The sequence below is a fragment of the Coxiella endosymbiont of Dermacentor marginatus genome, from assembly GCF_907164955.1.
Taxonomy (GTDB): Bacteria; Pseudomonadota; Gammaproteobacteria; order Coxiellales; family Coxiellaceae; genus Coxiella.
The window spans coordinates 191,326-212,647 of sequence record NZ_OU015521.1; the positions used below are offsets into that span (position 1 = coordinate 191,326).

A 21,322-nucleotide genomic window follows, 5' to 3' on the forward strand; every position below is an offset into this window, starting at 1 on the left:
AAAGGAAGTACCACAGCACTTAGGATTCCGTCCAGAGACACAAATCTAAAATAAATTTTTTGAGTGACGATAAAAGATGATTTAACGTGAATTTAGGTTTGATTCTAAAATTTGTCATTTGATTTGATTTATATTTCTTAAAGTAATTAAGCACTTAAACACAGGTACACAGGTACACAGGTACACAGGTACACAGGTACACAGGTACACAGGTACGGTCATCTAAAGCAAGCGCACCCTCTCCTTCCTACCTCTATCCTTATACGATTTTAGCAGCAGATTTTATCAAATCCAGGAAAGCGTTAATCTGACCTACAAGAATTAGGTGAGAAAATTATTAATCATATAGCAGTATATAATACAAAGAAAGCCGATAATAATCTTTCAATCGAAACCACATGGTTGGAGAATAAGTTGACACAGATCAGCGGTTTAAATTTTTTTATTTTTTATAAATGATATTTTCATCATTTCCTGAAGTTATTTAAGATCTTTTAAAATATACTTAGCTCCACAATAAGGACATACAAAATAGCCTTCTTGCTTAATAGGTAAGTAAACCCGAGGATGAGCATCCCAGAGATGATATTTTGGCATAGGGCAAGAAAGTGGTAAATCCGATTGAGTTATTTCATAGTATCTCTGTCCAGCAAATTGAAGTTTTTCACGTTTCGCCATTATCTGTCCTCTTTCAAAGAAGCAATTTTAACATTTGCTTTCATCAAGAAAAATGTTTAGATCGAATTTTAGTTTTTCCTCACTTTTAAAAGAAAACAACATCCTTCAATTATTCGCGACATTTCATTTTTTGAAGGTGCTTCCTTTTATTTTACAAAAATCACTCTATGAACTTAAACAACCTTTTTGCTAAATATGTTTTTATTTTTTTAATGGTTTTTCTATACAGAAGTAGCTTTTTTTAATTTTACTTTCCCAAAGTCGAAGCATACATCGGTATCATCGGTATTACTTTACTATGACAATTGGTTAAAATCGGGTTTATTGGCTCGAAGTTACAAAGAGGATTTGTCTGTTGAATGCATAAGTATTAAGGTAATGCCATTATGTTTTGTAATTAAAAATTACATAATCTCGTATTCCAAGTATCACTACAAAAACAACTTCATCAATCGATCGAGGAATAATTATCATTTATAAGACCATACCAGATTGAATCAAGTGGGGAGATGCAAATTACTCATTATAGATGCAGTCTAGTAATTCAAACTAAAACTCACGATGTGGCAATCTCACCCAGTTTAACTTGAAACGTCTAATATTTTGCCAGACCGAAACCTCAACTTTTTAGATAAAGCTTACCATGCAGAAGTAGTACTCTTATTTTTCAAGATGTTTTATCCAAGTAACTAATGGATCAAAAGCTTCATAATAAGTAAGATCCACACGCAATGGAGTTATTGAAACATATTGATTGTTGATGGCAAAAAAATCTGTCCCAGGACCTGCATCTTGTTCAGCTCCTGCTGCCCCTACCCAATAGATAGGATGACCACGAGGATCAATTTGTCGAATTATTGGCTCAGCTCGATGTCGAGTACCTAACCGAGTAATTTTAAAACCCTTTAATTCATGGTATGGCAGATCTGGTACGTTGATATTTAATATCATAGTAGGTGGTAAAGGATCTTTTATAATATGTCTAATTAATTGTCGAGTTACTTTGGCTGCTGTTTTGTGATAACAAAATTGTTCTCCTGCCAACGAAACTGCTAGTGCAGGCAAACCTAAAAACCGCCCTTCCATAGCAGCAGCGATTGTGCCGGAATACCAAACGTCATCACCTAAATTAGGTCCATCATTAATCCCAGCTACCACCATATCTGGCATTTCCAGAAGTACTCCTGTAATGGCCAAATGAACACAATCGGTAGGCGTTCCTTCTACACTGATCATTCCGTTTTCTAAGTTTTTAATATGTAATGGGGCATGCAAAGTTAAAGAATTACTCGCACCACTACGATTACGATCTGGCGCTACGACGTTCACGCGACCGAGATCTCCCAAGGTTTTGGCTAAAATTGATAGTCCTTTTGCATACACACCGTCATCATTGGAAAGTAATAAGTGCAATTTCTTATCTAAGGTACTTTTCATAGCAGGAAGCTTAACATTTTGCATCTAATTTGACGATAAAAGAGTCGAAAAAGCTTTTTTGTTGGGAACTTTCTTTAGAACTACTGATAAAGATTAGCAATTTGATAAAATACTTCACTTTTTTTAATCATTCCTAAATCGTTCCGAGCACATTCTTCTATGGCCTGATTACCATGTTTTAAATAAAAAATATCGGCTATTAATACAGTGTTACGCTCTGTTAATTTTTTATTCTCAACTGCTTGATAATTAAGATTTTCGTAAAGGCGATAAGCTGATAAAATACTACTTGCTGCAAACCACAATTGATACTGTAACAAAAAGAACGTAGTTAAAAGAATTAAAATAATCAAACGCATTTTTAATCGCTTTTTACTCTAAAAAAGGAAGTGCTTGCCTGCTAGTATACGGCGCTTGTTCACCGAGTTCACGCTCAATTTGCAGAAGTCGATTATATTTAGCTACTCGGTCAGATCGGCATAAAGAACCTGTCTTTATTTGCCCAGCGGTGGTTGCTACTGCTAAATCAGCAATTGTAGTATCTTCTGTTTCACCAGAACGATGAGAAATAATAACGCCGTAATTAACACTCTTAGCTAAGCCTACAGTAGCTAACGTTTCCGTTAAAGTTCCAATTTGATTAAGCTTAATTAAAATAGCATTTCCTATACCATCTTTAATTCCTGCTTCAAGAATTTTTGAGTTTGTGACAAAAATATCATCCCCTACTAGTTGCACTTTTTTCCCAAGGTGTTTCGTTAATAATTCCCAACTTGTCCAATCATGTTCAGAGAGTCCATCTTCAATAGAAATGAGGGGATATTTTTTTGTCCATTCTGAATAACGATTGATTAACACTTCACTAGTGAGTTTATTACTTTCAAAGAGATAATATTCTTCTTGATAGAGTTCTGAACTCGCTGCATCAAGAGCTAAATAAATATCCTTACCTGGAATATAATGAGCATCTTCAATAGCTTCTAAAATTAATTCAAACGCTGCTTCGGTTCGTGGTAAATCTGGAGCAAAACCCCCTTCATCACCGACAGTCGTCATCAATCCTTGTGATGTCAAACGGCGTTTTAATGCATGAAAAACCTCAGCTCCGTAACGTAAAGCTTCAGAAAAAGTCGGCGCTCCTAAAGGAACAATCATAAATTCTTGAAAGTCTAAATTATTATTTGCGTGCACTCCACCATTTATGATATTCATCATGGGAACAGGCATACTAAAAGGGCCATCGCCCCCTAAATAGCGGTATAAAGGCAGATTAGCATCATTAGCTGCTGCATAGGCCACTGCTAAAGAGACGCCAAGAATTGCGTTGGCACCCAAATTAGCTTTATTTTCCGTCCCATCTAATTCAATCATAATGCGATCGATATCTTCTTGCGACCCTGGATCTTGATCTAATAAGGCATCTCGAATAGGGCCGTTTACATTTTCCACCGCTTGCAAAACACCCTTCCCCCCATAACGATCGAGATCGTTATCGCGCAACTCCACAGCTTCATGCTTACCAGCTGAAACTCCAGAAGGTATAGTAACAAAACCTCGCGTATGGGAGGACAATGTAACTTCCACCGCAATGGTAGGATTACCACGGGAATCTAAAATCTCACAAGCATCAATATCGGTAATGATGGTTTTCATAGAAATTACTATAGCATTGCTGATTACTATGCTCTCAAATACCTATTTTTCTCGAGTTTCTAAGCTACTTTCTATAATTCTGATTTTTAACAACTTTATCAATAGCTTTCAACACCCTTAATAGATGTTGCATCTTTCCTAATGGCCATGAACTAGATCCATCGCTTAATGCCTGATCAGGATTCGGATGAGTCTCCATAAAAATCCCGGAAATTCCAGTTGCAACTGCAGCACGTGCCAAGACAGGAATAAATTCACGTTGTCCTCCTGAGCTTAGCCTTTGACCTCCAGGTAATTGAACAGAATGCGTGGCATCAAACACTACTGGGCAAGTAGTCTCACGCATGATAACCAAAGACCGCATATCAGAAATTAAATTATTATAACCAAAAGCATAACCTCGTTCGCAAACCATAATTTTTTCATTTCCTGTTGCTAATGCTTTGGCCACCACTTGTTTCATATCCCATGGCGCTAGAAATTGTCCTTTTTTTATGTTAACAGGTTTACCACAGGCTGCAACATTGCGAATAAAATTACTTTGTCGGCATAAAAAAGCTGGGGTTTGTAACACATCCACGATGGAAGTTACTTCATTTAATAGCGTATCTTCATGAACATCAGTTAAAACTGGAACGTTAGTTATTTTTTTAACTTTTTCAAGTATGGCTAATCCTTTTTCAATGCCAGGACCTCGGTAACTCAAATGAGAAGAGCGATTAGCTTTATCAAAGGAAGCCTTAAAAATAAAAGGCATTCTAAGTGCCTGGGTAATTGACTTGAGCTCATTTGCCATATCTAGGACAAGTTGCTCGCTTTCAATTACACAAGGCCCTGCAATTAAAAATAAAGGCTTATCTAAGCCTATTTCAAAATTAGCGATTTTCATTTCCACACTTTAAAGAAATTAATAAGGAATAACAAACACGTGCTTGGAAAAGCTTTATAATAACTATTATGATTATCCACTGATAGTTTTTGATAAAATTAAATAAAAATAATAATAAAAAATTTATTTTATCCCATTTTATCTATGGGTATTCCGAACACCAATTCTTTTCTTTCCTGACTCGCCAATGCAGCTTTAACAAAGCTAATAAAAAGTGGATGCCCTTTACGAGGGGTAGATGTGAATTCAGGATGGAATTGACAGCCCACAAACCAGGGGTGATCAGATAACTCAATCATCTCTACGAGACAACCATCAATCGAACGTCCTGATACAATTAGATTTCTTTTTTCTAATTCTCCAATCCAATCATTATTAATTTCATAGCGATGACGATGTCGTTCTGTAATAATATCTTTACCATAAAGTTGTCTTGCTAGTGTTTGAGGTTTAAGTTGGCAGGCTTGCCCACCTAGTCGCATTGTTCCACCTAAATTTTCCCCGAGTTTACGTTTTTTAATCATGCCCTCCTTCGCCAACCATTCACTCACTAATGCTACGACTGGGTAGGGGGTATTTGGATCAAATTCTGTGCTATTAGCATTTTTCATCATTGCTTTATGACGAGCAAATTCAATTACTGCAACTTGCATTCCCAAGCAGATCCCTAAGTAAGGGATATTATTTTCCCGTGCATAACGTACCGCTAAAATTTTCCCCTCAATACCTCTCGATCCAAATCCACCCGGCACTAAAATAGCATCTGCATTTTTTAAAAAATTAGTGCCTTGTAATCCAATCGCTTCAGAATCGATATATTTAATATTAATCTGCGTGTTTGTGTGGATACCGGCATGAATAAGCGCCTCGCTTAAGGATTTGTAAGAATCCGAAAGGTCTACATACTTCCCAACTACAGCAATAGTCACTGTGTAAAGATGCTTTTTTTGTGCTGCTATCACTTTTTTCCAATCGTCCAAATTAGCTGGAACCGCCTCAATTTTTAATTTTTTACAGACTTGATCTCCCAACCCTTGATCATATAAAACCAAAGGAATTTCATAAATAGATTCTACATCAGATAAAGAAATGACATCCGATATAGCCACATTAGTGAATAAAGCAATTTTTGCCCGCGCAGCTTTTGACAAGAACTGTTCGGAACGGCATACTAAAATATCAGGCTGAATACCAATGGAACGTAATTCTTTCACTGAATGCTGAGTGGGTTTAGTTTTAATTTCTCCTGCAACAACAATGTAGGGTACCAATGTTAAATGAATGAATAAAGTCCTGTCTTCTCCTAATTCAATACGCATCTGACGAATAGTTTCTAGGAACGGTAGAGATTCGATATCTCCAACAGTTCCTCCAATTTCTACTAAAGCGATATCAGACTCACTAGCACCTACAAGAATTTTCTCTTTAATTTCATCGGTAATATGGGGAATAACTTGAATTGTTCCACCTAAGTAATCGCCTTTTCTTTCTTTTCTAATTACATCGGCATAAACCTGTCCTGTCGTGAAATTATTTTTCCGCGTCATGGCCATATTAACAAAGCGTTCATAATGCCCCAAATCTAAATCTGTTTCTGCCCCATCTTCTGTTACAAATACTTCACCATGCTGGAAAGGATTCATAGTTCCAGGATCGACATTGATATAAGGATCAAGTTTGAGAAGATTAATCTTAAGGCCTTGTGCTTCAAGAATTGCACCAAGAGACGCCGAAGTAATGCCTTTTCCTAAGGAAGAGACCACTCCGCCGGTAATAAAGATGTACCGTGTCATACAACTTCCCCGCTTTTACTGAAAACGGAAAGCCATTTTATCAAAAGTGAATATAACTTGAAACTATAATGTCGACTAGCAGAGGATTTTGTTGATACTAAATAGTGAATTAGCATTAGCAAATGCATCGTAACTCACTATAAAAAATCACAGAAAAATAACAGAAATTTATTATCTCTTCAGTCTGGATTCTAAAAGAGGATAAACAATCCATTAAAAACCAATTTATTGTGTTTAACTTTAAATAAACAATATTTGTGAGATCTTTTGATAATTTGTAATAATCGTAGAAGCAGATAAATCTTTGCACAGAATTTCTCATTTCCAGGATTGTTATCACTGGATTTTCTGATTTTCAACGTAGTAAGAAGACTGATTCTGAGCTATGATGTAGAAAATTAGCCATACCCCACCACAGTGCCCCATTTAACCATACTCTACCTCAATACCCTGAGGACTGTACTATATTACATAAATCCAACCCTAATAACCCTAATAACCCTAACCCGAGCAGTAGTGCTAGGACAGATATAGGAATCAGTTTGTCTTCGTTAAACTCTGAAGATTAGAATATCACACAAGAGCTCATTTTCATTATGTCAAACTTCGGTGTACTAAATTTTAAGCGATTGGCAGCATTACTCCTCGTTGACCTTGGTATTTCCCTCTGCGATCTTTATAAGAAAGATCGCAGACTTCGTCAGATTCTAAAAATAACATTTGTGCAATACCTTCATAAGCATAAATCTTAGCAGGCAAATTGGTAGTATTAGAAAATTCTAGGGTAACATGTCCTTCCCATTCGGGCTCTAATGGTGTGATATTGACGATAATTCCACATCGTGCGTAAGTAGATTTTCCTAAACAAATGGTCAATATATTCCGCGGAATTTTTAGATATTCTATTGTACAGGCTAAAGCGAAAGAATTAGGTGGAATAATACAAACATCCACTTTTAAATCCACAAAACTATTTCGGTCAAAGTTTTTTGGGTCAACAATGGAGGTATTAATATTGGTAAAAACTTTAAATTTGTCCGCACAACGAACATCGTAACCGTAGCTCGAAGTTCCGTAAGATAAAATCTTCCCCGATGATGTTTGTCGAACTTGATTAGGTTCAAAAGGGCTAATCATTCCATAGGATTTCGCCATACGTCGAATCCATTTATCTGACTTAATTGACATTATTTTGTTTTCTCCACTACGATATTTGGGAATTTTATGCCATAATTAATCGGCTGTAATGACAATTGTTCCACTAATTTAGAGGCAATATCCTGATAAATTTTTGCTATAGAGCTATCCGGATCTGCAATCACTGCAGGTATTCCTCTGTCCGAGTTTTTACGAATAGTAATATTGAGAGGCATTTGTCCTAATAAGGGGATATCGCTACTTTCAGCCATTCTTTTTCCACCCCCATTTCCAAAAATTGTTTCTTCGTGGTTACAATGAGGACATTTATAAGTTGTCATATTTTCAATGATACCTAAAATCGTAATACCCAGTTTTTTAAACATCATAAGTGCCTTACCTGCATCAATTAAAGCCACCTTTTGAGGAGTAGTAACGATGATAGCTCCAGCAAGAGGAACTTTTTTAGCTAAAGTTAATGGTATATCACCTGTGCCTGGAGGTAAATCCAGGATAAGGAAATCAAGATCTTCCCAAAGCGTTTCATAAACTAACTGCTGCAAAGCTTGGCTCACCATCGGCCCACGCCATATCGTTGGGGTTTGCATATCAATTAAATAGCCAATGGAAATTGATTGAATGCCATGCTGACGAAGAGGAATAAATTTTTTGTTAGAACTAATTTTGGGCTTTTCGTCAACTCCTAGCATAATGGGCTGATTAGGTCCATGAATGTCGGCATCTAGTAAACCTACTTCGGCTCCCAACTTGTAAAGTGCTAAAGCAAGGTTGACAGCAGTAGTTGATTTTCCAACGCCACCTTTTCCTGAAGCAATAGCAATAATATTTTTAATTGTAGTAATTCCTTTTTGCCCTGCTTGTACTGCATATGCTGAAATAAAGCGTTGTTTTAATTTGTCACGCGTGGATTGCTTCATAGAGAAATTATATCATAAACGTCCTTCCGCTTATTCAAACACCCTTATCTAAAAAGGGGAAAGGCACTGCGCTAAATAAAAGGAAATGGTGTGTAAAAATATACTCCAATTTTATTCTCTTTAGGATTAAGTGGGAAGGGAAAAGAGCTGAGGTGAGATGGTTAATTAAGAGCTAATACAAAATAATTTCCAGATGAAAATCTTTAATAAAATGAGTATAGTGTTAGTCTATGGATACAAAAAAACGATACATTCTAGTTACTGCTGCCTTTCCCTATGCTAATGGGCCTATTCATTTAGGACATATGGTAGAGTATATCCAGTCTGACATTTGGGTGCGTTTTCAGCGTCTTTTAGGAAATTCATGTCTTTATATTTGTGGAGAAGATGCTCATGGAAGCGCTATCATGATTACTGCCCAAAAACTAGGCATCTCCCCTGAAGCTCTAGTAGCTAGAATGCATAAAGACCATGCGAAAGATTTTTCTGATTTTTTAATAGATTTTGATAATTTTTATACAACACATTCTCCCGAAAATCGTAAATTATCAGAATTTGTTTATCAGAAATTAAAAAATAACGGCGACATTTTTACAGAAACTATTTCACAAGCTTACGACCCTGTACAAAATATATTTCTTCCTGACCGTTTTATTCGTGGTACATGTCCTCATTGTGAAGTGCTAGATCAATACGGTGATGTTTGTGAGTCGTGCGGTGCTACATACAGTTCTACAGAATTAATTGATCCTGTTTCCATTCTATCAGGTGCTAAGCCTATACAAGAGCGTTCAAAACATTACTTTTTTTCTTTAAATCGGTATAGAAACTTATTAGAAAATTGGATAAATGGAGGTCATTTGCAACCTCAAGTTGTAAATAAATTAAAAGAATGGTTTTCGAATGACCTTAAAGCTTGGGATATTTCTCGCGATGCTCCTTATTTCGGTTTTAAGATTCCTGGGTCGGTTGATAAATATTTTTATGTATGGTTAGATGCCCCAATTGGCTACATGGCTAGTTTAAAAAACCTTACTATGCAACGTGCCGAAATTGATTTTAATTTCTATTGGCAAAGAGAAAGTTCAACCGAACTCTATCATTTCATAGGAAAGGATATCGTTTATTTTCACGCTCTTTTTTGGCCAGCCATGCTCGCCGGTGCTGGCTTTCGTTTGCCAACAGGAATTTATGTACATGGTTATCTTACCATCAATGGTCAGAAAATGTCAAAATCTCGTGGAACATTTATTACCGCCCGTCAATACCTAGAACAATTGAACCCGGAATACTTACGATATTATTTTGCTGCTAAACTAGGCCCCAAAGTAGAAGATATCGATTTCAATCTAGAGGATTTTACTCAACGTGTGAATGCCAATTTAGTCGGTAAATATGTTAATTTAGCTAGTCGGTGCGCTGGTTTCATCACTAAAAACCGAAAAGGAAAATTAGCTGATAAATTACCGAAACTTTCGCTATATGAATCATTTATAGAAACTGAAAAAAATATCGTAGAATGCTATGAAACCTTAAATTACAAAAAAGTCGTGCGTATCATTATGACTCTCGCTGATCGAGCTAATCAATATATCGATGAAGAAAAACCATGGGTGCTGGTAAAAAAAGCTGGTCAAGAAAAACGTCTTCAAGCTGTGTGTACACAAGGATTAAATTTGTTTAAAGTGTTAACAACTTATTTAAAACCTATTTTGCCAAATACAGCAAAAAAAGTAGAAATATTTCTAAATTGCAATGAATTAAATTTCGCAAATTTAAAAGAACCGTTACTTAACTGTTCTATTAATCCATTTAAACCATTAATGCAACGAATAACACCTAAGCTACAGATCAATTAATTCAATGAGTACAAAGCAAGAGTTAATTGATAAACTGAATGACTTATTACCTCAAACACAATGTGGTTTGTGCAACTATGAGGCATGTCTTCCTTACGCCACAGCAATCGTAAATAATAAAGCTACCATAAACTGTTGTTTGCCAGGCGGAGTTGACACGCTCATCAATGTGGCCACTCAATTAGGTCAGGATCCGACTCCGTATATGGCTGAAATGCATAAAAAAGCAAAGTTACCGTCCATAGCCAACATTCGTGAAGAGGAATGTGTTGGTTGTACTAAATGCATTCAAGTTTGCCCCACCGATGCTATTATTGGTGCTGCCAAGCTAATGCACACAATAATTACTGATGCGTGCACAGGATGTGAACGGTGTCTTCCCTCTTGTCCCATGAATTGTATTGAAATAAAAACACTCCCTTCCATAAACACAGAAGTAAAAAAACATCATGCACAAAAATGGCGTTTGCGTTATGAAAAACGTCAAAAAAGACTCATACACGATAAAAATGAACAGCAACAGAAACATCAGGAGGCAAAATTAGTTAATTCTAAAAAAACGCTAGAAGCTCTTCAAGAATCTGTTCGAGCTGCTGTAGCTCGCGTTCATGCAAAAAAAAAATATCATGAATCAAATTGAATGCGAGGAAATCTTTCGCCGCTTCAAAGCTCATAATGCTAAACCTACTTCAGAATTAATTTATCGCTCTGAATTTGAATTATTAATTGCAGTAATATTGTCCGCTCAATCCACCGATGTGAGTGTTAATAAAAGCACTAAAAAGCTATTTAAAGTAGCAGATACACCTTTGAAAATGTTAGATCTTGGTGAAAAAGGTTTAAGGAATTATATTAAATCTATCGGATTGTATAACAACAAATCTAAAAATATAATAAAAACCTGTAAGATATTGATAGAAAAGCACTATTCACAAATACCAAAAACGCGGAAGGGACTTGAAGCACTACCAGGAGTTGGTCGTAAAACAGCAAACGTTATTCTCAATACTGCCTTTGGCTATTCTACTATTGCAGTCGATACTCATATTTTTCGCGTATCTAATCGTACTGGTTTAGCTTCAGGAAGGACGCCTTTAGCAGTGGAAAATAAATTAATGAAGATAGTCCCTAAAAAATATTTATCTGATGCTCATCATTGGCTCGTTTTACATGGTCGTTATATATGCATTGCTCGTCGCCCTAAATGCCCTGAATGTTTTATTAATGATTTATGTGAGTATCCTAAATAAAAACCATTTACTTAGGATACTGACGAAAGAAGATGATTGTATATGAAAATATTTCGAAACTTAAAAATGTAATAAAAACCACTCTCGCTGGGAAATTAATTAATTTCAGTAATATTAATTTATCACGCGAATAACTTCAGAAGAAAGACATACTACCTTTTTACATACATGAGGTAAAATGTTTAACTATAACTTCATTTGGAAAATCTAAAAAAATGATGGGATCTCTAATAAATAATCTCATATCAAGAATTTGAAAAATAATATAAAAAATCATACTTAGCGGATAAATACCTGATAAAAATAAAAAACCCACTCCAAAAATGAAGCCTAGGACCCATTATAGCAAAATGCGATTTTAAAATAGACATCGAATTGCAAAACAAATATATTTTAGATGCTTACCAGTGTTCGCTTTGTATGAGATAAGATGAGTCTAAACACGTACTGATTTTTCCCATAGGTTGCAATATTCCACCAACAACACTTTCTCGACATTCAATCTAATAACTCATCAAAGGACTTTCACTTAATTTCGCTTTTTCTTCTTTAGCTGAACATGTGTATATGTGTATGGAGAGTATGATTGTATATTGCTTTTGATTAGTGATGCGGTGATCCTCATTTAAACAATATAATTCTTCTTTTTTATACGTAATTTACTGCAGTTTGTGCCTTATTTCTTCATCGTTCGAATTTTTCGAATGTCAAAAAGAAGAATAAGCAATAAAGCTTTAGGTAGCCGAAAATGTCACAAAAACCATTTTTCATTTTTTTGGGCTTTATTAGAAGTTTTCGAAAAAAGACTTTTAGTTGTACACGGATCAAATGAGTTTTGCTAGAATCAGTTTTAATTGGAATTTAGGAACAAGTGAGAATGAATAAAATTACAATAATTCAGCCAGATGATTGGCATTGCCATTTACGTGACTATCCATACCTTGAACGAACCGTCACAGATGCTGCGCTCCAGTTTGAGCAAGCAGTTGTTATGCCTAATTTAGTGCCACCGATCACAACAGTGGCTCAAGCTAAAGCATATTATGAAAGAATCAAACAGCATATTCCCGCCAATTCCAAATTTACCCCTCTAATGACACTCTATCTTACCGATACTCTATCACCAAAAGAAATTAAAGCAGCAAAACAATCGAACTTTATCATTGCTTTTAAACTTTATCCTATGGGAACAACTACACATTCTCGATTAGGTATTAAAAGCTTTCAGAAAATTTATTCCATTATAGAAGCACTACAATCTATGGATCTACCCTTATTAATTCACGGGGAAACTATTGATCCAACCATCGACATTTTTGACCGAGAAGCTGTTTTTATCGAACGAGAATTAACTTATTTAATTAAGCATTTTCCAAACTTACGAATGGTTCTAGAACATATTTCTACTAAAATAGCAGTAGATTTTATTACAGAGACAGCGCTGCCAACATTGGCAGCGACTATTACCCCTCACCACCTTTGGCTTACCCGAGATCATTTATTAAAAGGAGGTCTTCGTCCTCATTATTATTGTTTGCCAATTTTAAAGACGAGTTCAGATCAAGCTGCGCTTATTCAAGCAGCTATTAGCGGTAATCCAAAATTCTTTTTAGGTACAGACAGTGCTCCTCATCCAAAAATAGAAAAAGAATCAGCTTGTGGAGCTCCAGGTATCTATAGCGCTCCTGCCGCTATCGAAATTTATACAGAACTATTTGATCGATATAATGCGTTAGACAAATTAGAAGGCTTTGCTAGTCGTTTTGGCGCACGATTCTACGGTTTACCAATTAATGCTAAAAAAATTACTTTGGTTAAACAAACTTGGCGAGTAGCTCAAGCTTTACCTTTTGGTTCAGACACTGTGATACCCTTATTAGCAGGTGAAATATTAAACTGGCGGATTAGCCGCACTTTGCCATTAAAAGATCACTTGAAAATTGAAACCTATGACTTATGATCAAAAATGATTCCTATCCAAACGACCTTTTAAAAAAGAGATTTAGCGGTTATCTTCCTGTTGTAATAGATGTTGAAACGGGTGGACTGGAACCCCTTAAAAATCCTCTATTGGAAATAGCTACTGTTTTAGTTGAAATTAATCAGGAAAAAAAATTACATCCCGGAAAATTATTTGCTCGTCATATATTACCATTCGAAGGTGCTTCTTTGGACCCAGTATCTTTAGAAATCACGCGAATTGATCCTTTTCATCCTTTCCGCTTTGCTATTAAAGAAAAAAAAGCATTACAGGAATTATTTACGTTCGTGGAAAAAGCTGTGGTTAATCATGGCTGTCGTCGAGCAGTTCTCGTAGGTCATAACGCCCATTTTGATTTGTCCTTTATTCAAGCGGCTATGAAGCGTTGTAAGATAAAAAAATCTCCATTTCACACATTTACTTGTCTTGATACTGCTACTCTAGCAGCTACTGTATTCGGCAAACCTGTATTAGCTAAAGCACTGCAGGAGGCTCGTATTCCATTTGATAAAAACGAAGCGCACTCCGCAATTTATGATGCCAAGTGTGCAGCTGCATTATTTTGCCACATTGTCAATAAAATTGGACCAAGATGGAGACGAGAAGAGCCATAAATCTTTTATCTTTTCCATCTATCGTCACCCAAAAGGTGATCAGAAGTGCGAAGATATAACCTACGAAAATATATCTCTGCTTCAGATATGCATCCATTATGCAATACTTCTTATTTATTTTAGTCCTATCTTAGGTTAAACATTGCGGTTTATGTTATATTTATAGTGTACTGGGTTTTTGAAATTCAACAACGGGAATTTGAAACGCTGCTGCATGATGTACTTTCTCACTCTTTAATTTCTAAATAGTTCTAATTTAGACCAATTTCTGTTATTTTCAGGTACTTCTAACATAGTACGGCTTTTTAATACTGATGATTTTTTTTAAGCTTTTTTAGAAATATGAATACATTAGGAAAGAAAATATATTATACCCTTTAAATAAAGGGAAAACAATGGTATTTAAAATTAATAGAAATATTGCACCAAACAAGTAGGTAAACTGTAATATTTATGATACTTGAAAAAATCTAAAAAAATTATTAAGCTCAAGTTTTACTAAGAATTTCTAAGTTAATTAGAAGGAGACTCAAGTGGCTTTTGAACTACCGGATTTACCCTATAAATTAAATGCCCTCGAACACTATATTTCTCAAGAAACCCTATCATATCATTATGGCAAACATCATCGCGCTTACGTGGATAAATTGAACAAACTCATTAAAAATACATCCTTTGAGAGCAAATCCCTTGAAGAAATTATCACGCAATCTGATGGGAGCATTTTTAACAATGCAGCCCAAAGCTGGAATCATACCTTCTATTGGCATTGTATGAGTCCGAAAGGTGGTCATGACCTGAGTAGTGATTTAGAACTAGCAATAAAAGGCCATTTTGAGTCCTTCGAAAAATTTAAAGAGGAATTTACTAATTCAGCTAATAATCATTTTGGCTCTGGATGGACCTGGCTGATAAAAGATAAAAATGGGAAATTGGAAATCTTGAGTACAGTAAATGCTCATAATCCTATGAGGGATGGTAGAAAACCATTATTAACATGTGATTTATGGGAACACGCCTATTACATTGATACACGCAATGATCGTTCCAAATACATCAGCAATTTTTTGCATATAGTTAATTGGGATTTTGTAACAAAAAATTTTCAATCTCAATGATCAATGTTGTTATCAATGGAGTTAACGGTAAAATGGGCCGTGTGGTTAAAAAAAGTATTTTAACTCAATCTGATTTTCACTTAGTTGCAGGAACTGGCCGACAAGACAATTTATCGAAAATTATTAAAGCAACAAAAGCAGATATCGTTATTGACTTCACTACCCAAGATGCAGTTTTTGTCAATACAGAAATAATTATTGATGCGGGCGCCTGCCCTGTAATTGGGACCACTGGATTGACTCTAGAACAGATTAACATTTTAGCAAAACAATGTCAGAAAAAAAAACTAGGTGGAATAATTGCTCCTAATTTTTCTTTAGGAGCGGTGTTAATGATGAAATATTCCATGGATGCTGCCCGTTATTTCTCCAATGCCGAAATTATTGAAATGCATCATCCTGATAAAGTAGATGCTCCTTCAGGCACTGCAATTAAAACTGCTCAAATGATGGAAGAAGTACGTCCTGCTTCTAAAGGAAGAGAAATCTATCGAAACTCTGCTCGCGGAGTATTAAAAAATAATGTGCCTATCCATTCTGTTCGTCTTCCAAGCTTATTTTCCCATCAATTTGTAATCTTTAGTGGAAATAAGGAAACACTGACCATTCAACATAACGGAATAGATCGTAGCTGTACAATATCAGGTATTTTTATTGCATGTCGAAAAGTAATGGATCTTGATCATTTGGTATATGGTTTAGAAAACCTTTCGTTAAAAGCCTGTCGCGGTGATATTCCTGTAAAATAAAGGTGATATTCCTGTAAAATAAAAATGAAAAACCCCCACACGGGTGGGGGTTTTTCATCGATAAAAGCTCGGAAGCAATTACATCATGCCGCCGCCACCCATACCACTCATTCCTCCCATATCACCACCAGCAACAGACTCATCTTTCTCTTTTGGAGCCTCAGTCACTATACATTCCGTAGTAATCATGAGCCCAGCAATAGAAGCTGCATTTTGCAAAGCAGTGCGGGTAACCTTGGTGGGATCGAGAATACCCATCTCAATCATATTACCGTATTCGCCTTTTGCAGCATTGTAGCCATAATTCATATCTTTATGGCTCAACACCTTATCGGCAATAACAGCAGCCTGTTCCCCTGCATTTCTTACAATCTGAGAAAGCGGGTACGCCATAGCACGACGCGCAATTTCAACACCCATGCTTTGATCTTCATTATCCACATTAATACTATTGTTTTCCAAAGCCTTTATAACACGGATCAACGCTACACCACCCCCAGGTACTACACCTTCTTCCACAGCAGCCCGGGTTGCATGCAGAGCATCTTCTACTCGTGCTTTTTTCTCCTTCATTTCAACTTCCGTTGCAGCACCTACTTTAATGACCGCAACACCACCTGCCAATTTAGCAAGTCGTTCTTGCAATTTCTCTTTATCATAATCAGAAGTACTTGCTTCAATTTCTGCACGAATTTGTTTTACGCGGTCCTTAATATTCCCAGCATCACCTGCTCCATCAATAATGGTGGTATCTTCTTTAGCAACTACTACGCGTTTAGCAGAACCTAAGTCATCCAATTTTGCCGATTCCAAAGACAACCCTACTTCTTCAGAAATCACTTTACTATTCGTCAGAATAGCAATATCTTGTAACATAGCCTTGCGACGATCACCAAAACCTGGCGCCTTAACAGCAGCTACCTTCATAACACCTCGAATATTATTTACAACTAAAGTCGCTAAGGCTTCTCCTTCAACATCTTCTGCTACTACTAAGAGTGGTCGACCCGATTTCGCAATATTTTCTAACAACGGAATTAATTCACGAATATTAGAAATCTTTTTATCCACCAATAGAATAAATGGATCTTCGAGTTCCGAACTCATATTCTGCTGGTTATTAACGAAGTAAGGCGACAGGTAACCACGATCGAACTGCATACCTTCAACTACTTCTAACTCATTTTCCAATCCAGAGCCATCTTCTACAGTGATAACACCTTCTTTACCTACTCTTTCCATCGCATCCGCAATGATTTGACCGATAGATTCATCTGAGTTAGCCGAAATGGTCCCTACTTGAGCAATGGCAGTTTTATCTGCGCAAGGTTTAGAAATTTGTTTTAATTCTGCGACAGCAGCGATTACTGCTTTGTCAATACCGCGCTTTAAATCCATTGGATTCATACCAGCTATAACTGCCTTAATACCTTCCACTAAAATAGCTTGAGCCAATACGGTAGCGGTTGTCGTGCCATCACCAGCATCGTCTGAAGTACGAGAAGCTACCTCTTTAACCATTTGGGCGCCCATATTTTCGAATTTATCTTTCAACTCAATTTCTTTGGCAACGCTTACACCATCTTTAGTAATGGCTGGGGCACCAAACGATTTATCCAGTACAACGTTACGCCCTTTAGGGCCTAAGGTCACTTTTACAGCGTTTGCCAAAACATCCACACCACGACTCATGGCATGTAACGCCTCATGAGAAAACTTTAAAACTTTTGCAGCCATTTTCTTCTACCTCTTATTTCCACTTTGATTATTTTTCAGTTAATACACCCATAATGTCATCTTCTCGCATGACGACATATTCCTTGCCACTAATTTTGACTTCGGTACCAGCATATTTACCAAATAAAATACGGTCACCCACTTTGACATTCAAAGGGCGAGTTTCACCATTCTCAAATTTTCCTGGACCGACCGCAACGATTTTCCCTTCAGAAGGTTTTTCAGCGGCAGAGTCTGGAATGACGATACCACCTGCTGAAGTACGCTCTTTCTCTTCAAGACGATGGACCACCACTCGATCGTGTAATGGACGTATATTCATGCTTACTCTCTCCATAATTTAAATTTCACTTACACAAGCTCACTAAGCGCGAGCTATAATCATTAAGTATATGAGGGCGTTGAGTAAAAATTCAAGGGCGAAAGCGGAAACAAAATAAAAAAGTAGAATTTTTCTGTGACGGAGCCAAAGATTGGGTTGCAAGATAAAGATTATGATAAGCTCAGTGCGAGATCAACTTCTGCTGCTGTGAGGTTATTTTATGTTAGATTCATTCAAAACATTACGCACACTAATCGTTAATGGTGAAACTTATTATTATCATAGTCTCACAGCAGCAGAAGAGGCAGGGCTATCAAATATTCATTCTTTACCTTACTCTCTAAAAATTCTTTTAGAAAATCAATTACGACACGAAGACGGCCAAACAGTTACTTATAAACATATTGAAGCTTTTGCACATTGGCTAAGAGAACAACATTCCAATCAAGAAATCGCTTATCATCCCGCTAGGGTATTAATGCAAGATTTTACTGGCGTTCCTGCTGTAGTAGATTTAGCCGCTATGCGTGATGCTATAGCAAACATGAAAGGCGACCCAACTAAAATTAACCCTCTTTGTCCCGTAGATCTCATCATTGACCATTCAGTGCAAGTAGATGAATTTGGAAATAAAAAAGCTTTCTATAATAATATGCATATAGAAATGCAACGGAATTATGAACGATATACATTTCTAAAATGGGGACAACAATCGTTTCATCATTTCCAATTAGTCCCACCAGGAAACGGTATTTGCCATCAAGTAAATTTAGAATATTTAGGGCGCGGGGTATGGTCTAGTCAAGTAGGAGATAAACTATTTGCCTATCCAGATACCGTCGTTGGTATGGATAGTCACACTACTATGATTAATGGTCTGGGTGTTCTAGGATGGGGTGTAGGTGGAATTGAGGCAGAGGCAGCCATGCTAGGCCAACCTATATCTATGTTAATTCCTAAAGTAGTGGGCTTTCGTCTATCAGGTAAGTTACAAGAAGGGGTAAGCGCTACCGACCTTGTTTTAACGGTAACTCAAATGCTACGACAGAAAGGAGTAGTTGGAAAATTCGTGGAGTTTTATGGCCCAGGTCTTGCTGAGCTTCCTATTTCTGATCGCGCAACTATTAGCAATATGGCTCCAGAATACGGAGCTACTTGTGGTTTATTTCCTATCGATGCAGAAAGCATCAAATACATGAAACTAACTAGTCGTGACCCTAAGATCATTGAACTAGTGAAAGCCTATTCCCAAGCACAGGGTACCTGGTATAATAAAGACACTCCAGAACCTGCTTTTAGTGATACGCTCTCACTAGATCTTTCCGCGGTTGAACCTAGTCTAGCAGGTCCGAAACGACCACAAGATCGTGTTAAGCTACCTGATTTAAAAAGAGCCACCGAAAATTTTATTACTACGGCCGCGCAAGCTCAAGAATTAAACCAAGCGTTCAAAAGTACCGACGATTTCAATCTTCATCATGGAGATGTAGTTATTGCAGCAATTACAAGTTGCACTAACACCTCAAATCCCAATGTAATGCTTGCTGCAGGCCTGATTGCTAAAAAAGCGGTGGAAAAAGGTCTGCGAAAAAAACCTTGGGTAAAATCATCGCTAGCCCCAGGATCTAAAGTAGTAACAAATTATTTACAAAAAACGGGATTAATTGATTACTTAGAACAGCTTGGGTTTTATCTGGTAGGCTATGGTTGTACAACTTGCATTGGTAACTCTGGGCCTTTGCTTGAAACAATTATTAAAACAATTACAAAAAATGATTTAATTGTTTCAGCCGTTTTATCCGGCAATCGTAACTTCGAAGGTCGGATCCACCCTTTGATTAAAGCGAATTGGTTAGCTTCACCTCCTCTAGTAGTAGTTTTTGCTCTAGTAGGAACCACTCGAATTGATCTTACTAAAGATCCAGTAGGAATTAATGATCAAGGTAAGTTAGTTTACTTACATGATATCTGGCCGTCGAATGCGGAAATTGCTGAAGTAGTCCATCAGGTGCATCATGAGATGTTTCATAAAGAATATTTGGATGTTTTTAAGGGCGATTCTGAATGGCAACGTATTACTGTATCTACAGGTAATACATTTAATTGGCAGGAAGATTCCACTTACGTAAAAAAACCACCATTTTTTGAAAGTATGGGGACTCACTCTAAATCTCTCAAAGAGATAAAGAAGGCGCGTATTTTAGCAATCTTTGGCGACAGTGTAACAACGGATCACATTTCTCCAGCAGGTGCTATTAAATCAGACAGCCCGGCCGGTAAGTATTTAATTGAAAAGGGTATCGACGTTAAAAATTTCAATTCTTACGGTTCTCGTCGAGGAAATCACGAAGTAATGATGCGAGGCACTTTTGCCAATATTCGCATTCGAAATGAAATGCTATCTAACATAGAAGGGGGATTCACTAAACATCTCCCTGATGGCGAGCAATTATCTATTTACGATGCTGCAATGAAATACCGCCATGAAAATGTCCCGCTGATAGTAATCGCTGGAAGGGAATATGGCACAGGTTCTTCACGCGATTGGGCTGCTAAGGGTCCACGATTATTAGGTGTTAAAGCTGTTATTGCGGAAAGTTTTGAACGTATTCATCGTTCCAATTTGGTGAGTATGGGTATTTTACCGCTCGAATTTAAAAATGGCGCTAATCGCAAAAGTCTAAAATTAGAGGGCAATGAAATAATTGATATTACAGGAATAGAAAATAATTTACACCCAGGTAGAGATGTCATTATGACAATCAAGCGTAAAAACACAATGATCGAAAAAATTCCGCTGCGTTGTCGAATCGAAACCAAAAATGAATTAGCTTACTACCAACACGATGGCATTTTGCAATTTGTATTGCGTCAAATGTTATCGAGCACTTAGAAATTTTAATGGGTTAGTGGTTTCTAAATGTTTTATTCATTAGATTATTTTTCTGTCAGTTCATACATAATGTTCTTCTCTGTTGGAAATATTTATTAATTGTGGATATCAATAGTATCCAACGTATTTCCGAAGGAAATAGAGTTTATAGAAAAACCACAATCAGTAAGATGTTAAAATAAGAAAATGAGACGCTTTTTATTCGCAAAGCTGGTTACTATTTATTTCTCTACTACACATACCACTTGAACAATTTACCTCTTTGATCAAGCAT

At 36.6% G+C, this 21,322-nt stretch carries 18 protein-coding genes; 8 read left to right on the forward strand and 10 right to left on the reverse strand.

What is annotated here, in order from left to right:
• Positions 1-480 precede the first annotated feature (480 nt).
• The 8 genes from ONG85_RS00770 to apbC all read right to left on the reverse strand — a co-directional run bounded on the left by ONG85_RS00770 (position 481) and on the right by apbC (position 8,525).
• Positions 481-678 (reverse strand): zinc-finger domain-containing protein, encoded by a 198-nt coding sequence (locus ONG85_RS00770; RefSeq protein WP_264435687.1) that lies wholly within the window; start codon positions 676-678, stop codon positions 481-483.
• Positions 679-1,338: 660 nt separating this feature from the next.
• Positions 1,339-2,091, reverse strand: coding sequence for a 5'/3'-nucleotidase SurE (surE, locus tag ONG85_RS00775; RefSeq protein ID WP_264435859.1), 753 nt, complete (start codon positions 2,089-2,091; stop codon positions 1,339-1,341).
• Between the two features lie 104 nt (positions 2,092-2,195).
• The gene (locus ONG85_RS00780) at positions 2,196-2,474 is read right to left on the reverse strand and encodes a septum formation initiator family protein (RefSeq protein ID WP_264435688.1); all 279 of its coding nucleotides are present in this window, start codon (positions 2,472-2,474) and stop codon (positions 2,196-2,198) included.
• Between the two features lie 13 nt (positions 2,475-2,487).
• On the reverse strand, positions 2,488-3,768 hold the full coding sequence (eno, locus tag ONG85_RS00785; RefSeq protein ID WP_264435689.1) for a phosphopyruvate hydratase: 1,281 nt from the start codon (positions 3,766-3,768) through the stop codon (positions 2,488-2,490).
• 64 nt (positions 3,769-3,832) lie between these two features.
• A complete protein-coding gene (gene kdsA, locus ONG85_RS00790) occupies positions 3,833-4,663 on the reverse strand; it encodes a 3-deoxy-8-phosphooctulonate synthase (protein ID WP_264435690.1) in 831 nt (276 codons plus the stop codon).
• 122 nt (positions 4,664-4,785) lie between these two features.
• A complete protein-coding gene (locus ONG85_RS00795; RefSeq protein WP_264435691.1) occupies positions 4,786-6,450 on the reverse strand; it encodes a CTP synthase in 1,665 nt (554 codons plus the stop codon).
• A 621-nt stretch (positions 6,451-7,071) separates the two neighbouring features.
• The gene (gene dcd, locus ONG85_RS00800) at positions 7,072-7,638 is read right to left on the reverse strand and encodes a dCTP deaminase (RefSeq protein WP_264435692.1); all 567 of its coding nucleotides are present in this window, start codon (positions 7,636-7,638) and stop codon (positions 7,072-7,074) included.
• A complete protein-coding gene (gene apbC / locus ONG85_RS00805; RefSeq protein ID WP_264435693.1) occupies positions 7,638-8,525 on the reverse strand; it encodes an iron-sulfur cluster carrier protein ApbC in 888 nt (295 codons plus the stop codon). Before apbC ends, dcd begins: the two co-directional genes overlap by 1 nt.
• Before the next feature lie 230 nt (positions 8,526-8,755).
• Between apbC and metG the strand changes: the two genes are divergently transcribed.
• From metG to dapB, 7 genes are all read left to right on the forward strand, one after another.
• Positions 8,756-10,384: a methionine--tRNA ligase gene (gene metG, locus ONG85_RS00810; RefSeq protein WP_264435694.1), complete on the forward strand. Its 1,629-nt coding sequence runs from the start codon at positions 8,756-8,758 to the stop codon at positions 10,382-10,384.
• Between the two features lie 4 nt (positions 10,385-10,388).
• Complete coding sequence (locus ONG85_RS00815) at positions 10,389-11,024, forward strand: RnfABCDGE type electron transport complex subunit B (RefSeq protein ID WP_264435695.1); 636 nt, start codon at positions 10,389-10,391, stop codon at positions 11,022-11,024.
• Positions 11,011-11,634 carry an endonuclease III gene (gene nth, locus ONG85_RS00820; protein WP_264435860.1) on the forward strand — a complete coding sequence of 208 codons (624 nt, stop codon included), beginning with the start codon at positions 11,011-11,013 and terminating at the stop codon, positions 11,632-11,634. Before ONG85_RS00815 ends, nth begins: the two co-directional genes overlap by 14 nt.
• 877 nt (positions 11,635-12,511) lie before the next feature.
• Entirely contained in the window at positions 12,512-13,594 is a 1,083-nt protein-coding gene (pyrC, locus tag ONG85_RS00825) for a dihydroorotase (RefSeq protein WP_264435696.1), read from the forward strand.
• Entirely contained in the window at positions 13,591-14,229 is a 639-nt protein-coding gene (locus tag ONG85_RS00830; RefSeq protein WP_264435697.1) for an exonuclease domain-containing protein, read from the forward strand. Before pyrC ends, ONG85_RS00830 begins: the two co-directional genes overlap by 4 nt.
• A 533-nt stretch (positions 14,230-14,762) precedes the next feature.
• Positions 14,763-15,347 carry a superoxide dismutase gene (locus ONG85_RS00835; RefSeq protein WP_264435698.1) on the forward strand — a complete coding sequence of 195 codons (585 nt, stop codon included), beginning with the start codon at positions 14,763-14,765 and terminating at the stop codon, positions 15,345-15,347.
• Entirely contained in the window at positions 15,344-16,096 is a 753-nt protein-coding gene (gene dapB, locus ONG85_RS00840; RefSeq protein WP_264435699.1) for a 4-hydroxy-tetrahydrodipicolinate reductase, read from the forward strand. The genes ONG85_RS00835 and dapB overlap by 4 nt, the downstream gene beginning before the upstream one ends.
• Before the next feature lie 78 nt (positions 16,097-16,174).
• On the opposite strand, the gene groL is transcribed toward dapB, so the two are convergent.
• Positions 16,175-17,833 (reverse strand): chaperonin GroEL, encoded by a 1,659-nt coding sequence (groL, locus tag ONG85_RS00845; protein ID WP_264435700.1) that lies wholly within the window; start codon positions 17,831-17,833, stop codon positions 16,175-16,177.
• Between the two features lie 28 nt (positions 17,834-17,861).
• Positions 17,862-18,155 carry a co-chaperone GroES gene (locus tag ONG85_RS00850; RefSeq protein WP_264435701.1) on the reverse strand — a complete coding sequence of 98 codons (294 nt, stop codon included), beginning with the start codon at positions 18,153-18,155 and terminating at the stop codon, positions 17,862-17,864.
• A gap of 220 nt (positions 18,156-18,375) precedes the next feature.
• Here ONG85_RS00850 and acnA point away from each other — a divergent pair, with 220 nt between their 5' ends.
• Positions 18,376-21,048 carry an aconitate hydratase AcnA gene (gene acnA / locus ONG85_RS00855; protein ID WP_264435702.1) on the forward strand — a complete coding sequence of 891 codons (2,673 nt, stop codon included), beginning with the start codon at positions 18,376-18,378 and terminating at the stop codon, positions 21,046-21,048.
• The last annotated feature ends 274 nt before the right edge of the window (positions 21,049-21,322 follow it).

What these genes read in the sequence shown, in the direction of transcription:
- ONG85_RS00770 (WP_264435687.1), bottom strand. Translation starts at nt 678, where the DNA reads ATGGCGAAACGTGAAAAACTTCAATTTGCTGGACAGAGATACTATGAA.
- ONG85_RS00780 (WP_264435688.1), bottom strand. Translation starts at nt 2,474, where the DNA reads ATGCGTTTGATTATTTTAATTCTTTTAACTACGTTCTTTTTGTTACAG.
- eno (WP_264435689.1), bottom strand. Translation starts at nt 3,768, where the DNA reads ATGAAAACCATCATTACCGATATTGATGCTTGTGAGATTTTAGATTCC.
- ONG85_RS00795 (WP_264435691.1), bottom strand. Translation starts at nt 6,450, where the DNA reads ATGACACGGTACATCTTTATTACCGGCGGAGTGGTCTCTTCCTTAGGA.
- dcd (WP_264435692.1), bottom strand. Translation starts at nt 7,638, where the DNA reads ATGTCAATTAAGTCAGATAAATGGATTCGACGTATGGCGAAATCCTAT.
- apbC (WP_264435693.1), bottom strand. Translation starts at nt 8,525, where the DNA reads ATGAAGCAATCCACGCGTGACAAATTAAAACAACGCTTTATTTCAGCA.
- metG (WP_264435694.1), top strand. Translation starts at nt 8,756, where the DNA reads ATGGATACAAAAAAACGATACATTCTAGTTACTGCTGCCTTTCCCTAT.
- ONG85_RS00815 (WP_264435695.1), top strand. Translation starts at nt 10,389, where the DNA reads ATGAGTACAAAGCAAGAGTTAATTGATAAACTGAATGACTTATTACCT.
- nth (WP_264435860.1), top strand. Translation starts at nt 11,011, where the DNA reads ATGAATCAAATTGAATGCGAGGAAATCTTTCGCCGCTTCAAAGCTCAT.
- pyrC (WP_264435696.1), top strand. Translation starts at nt 12,512, where the DNA reads ATGAATAAAATTACAATAATTCAGCCAGATGATTGGCATTGCCATTTA.
- ONG85_RS00830 (WP_264435697.1), top strand. Translation starts at nt 13,591, where the DNA reads ATGATCAAAAATGATTCCTATCCAAACGACCTTTTAAAAAAGAGATTT.
- dapB (WP_264435699.1), top strand. Translation starts at nt 15,344, where the DNA reads ATGATCAATGTTGTTATCAATGGAGTTAACGGTAAAATGGGCCGTGTG.
- groL (WP_264435700.1), bottom strand. Translation starts at nt 17,833, where the DNA reads ATGGCTGCAAAAGTTTTAAAGTTTTCTCATGAGGCGTTACATGCCATG.
- ONG85_RS00850 (WP_264435701.1), bottom strand. Translation starts at nt 18,155, where the DNA reads ATGAATATACGTCCATTACACGATCGAGTGGTGGTCCATCGTCTTGAA.
- acnA (WP_264435702.1), top strand. Translation starts at nt 18,376, where the DNA reads ATGTTAGATTCATTCAAAACATTACGCACACTAATCGTTAATGGTGAA.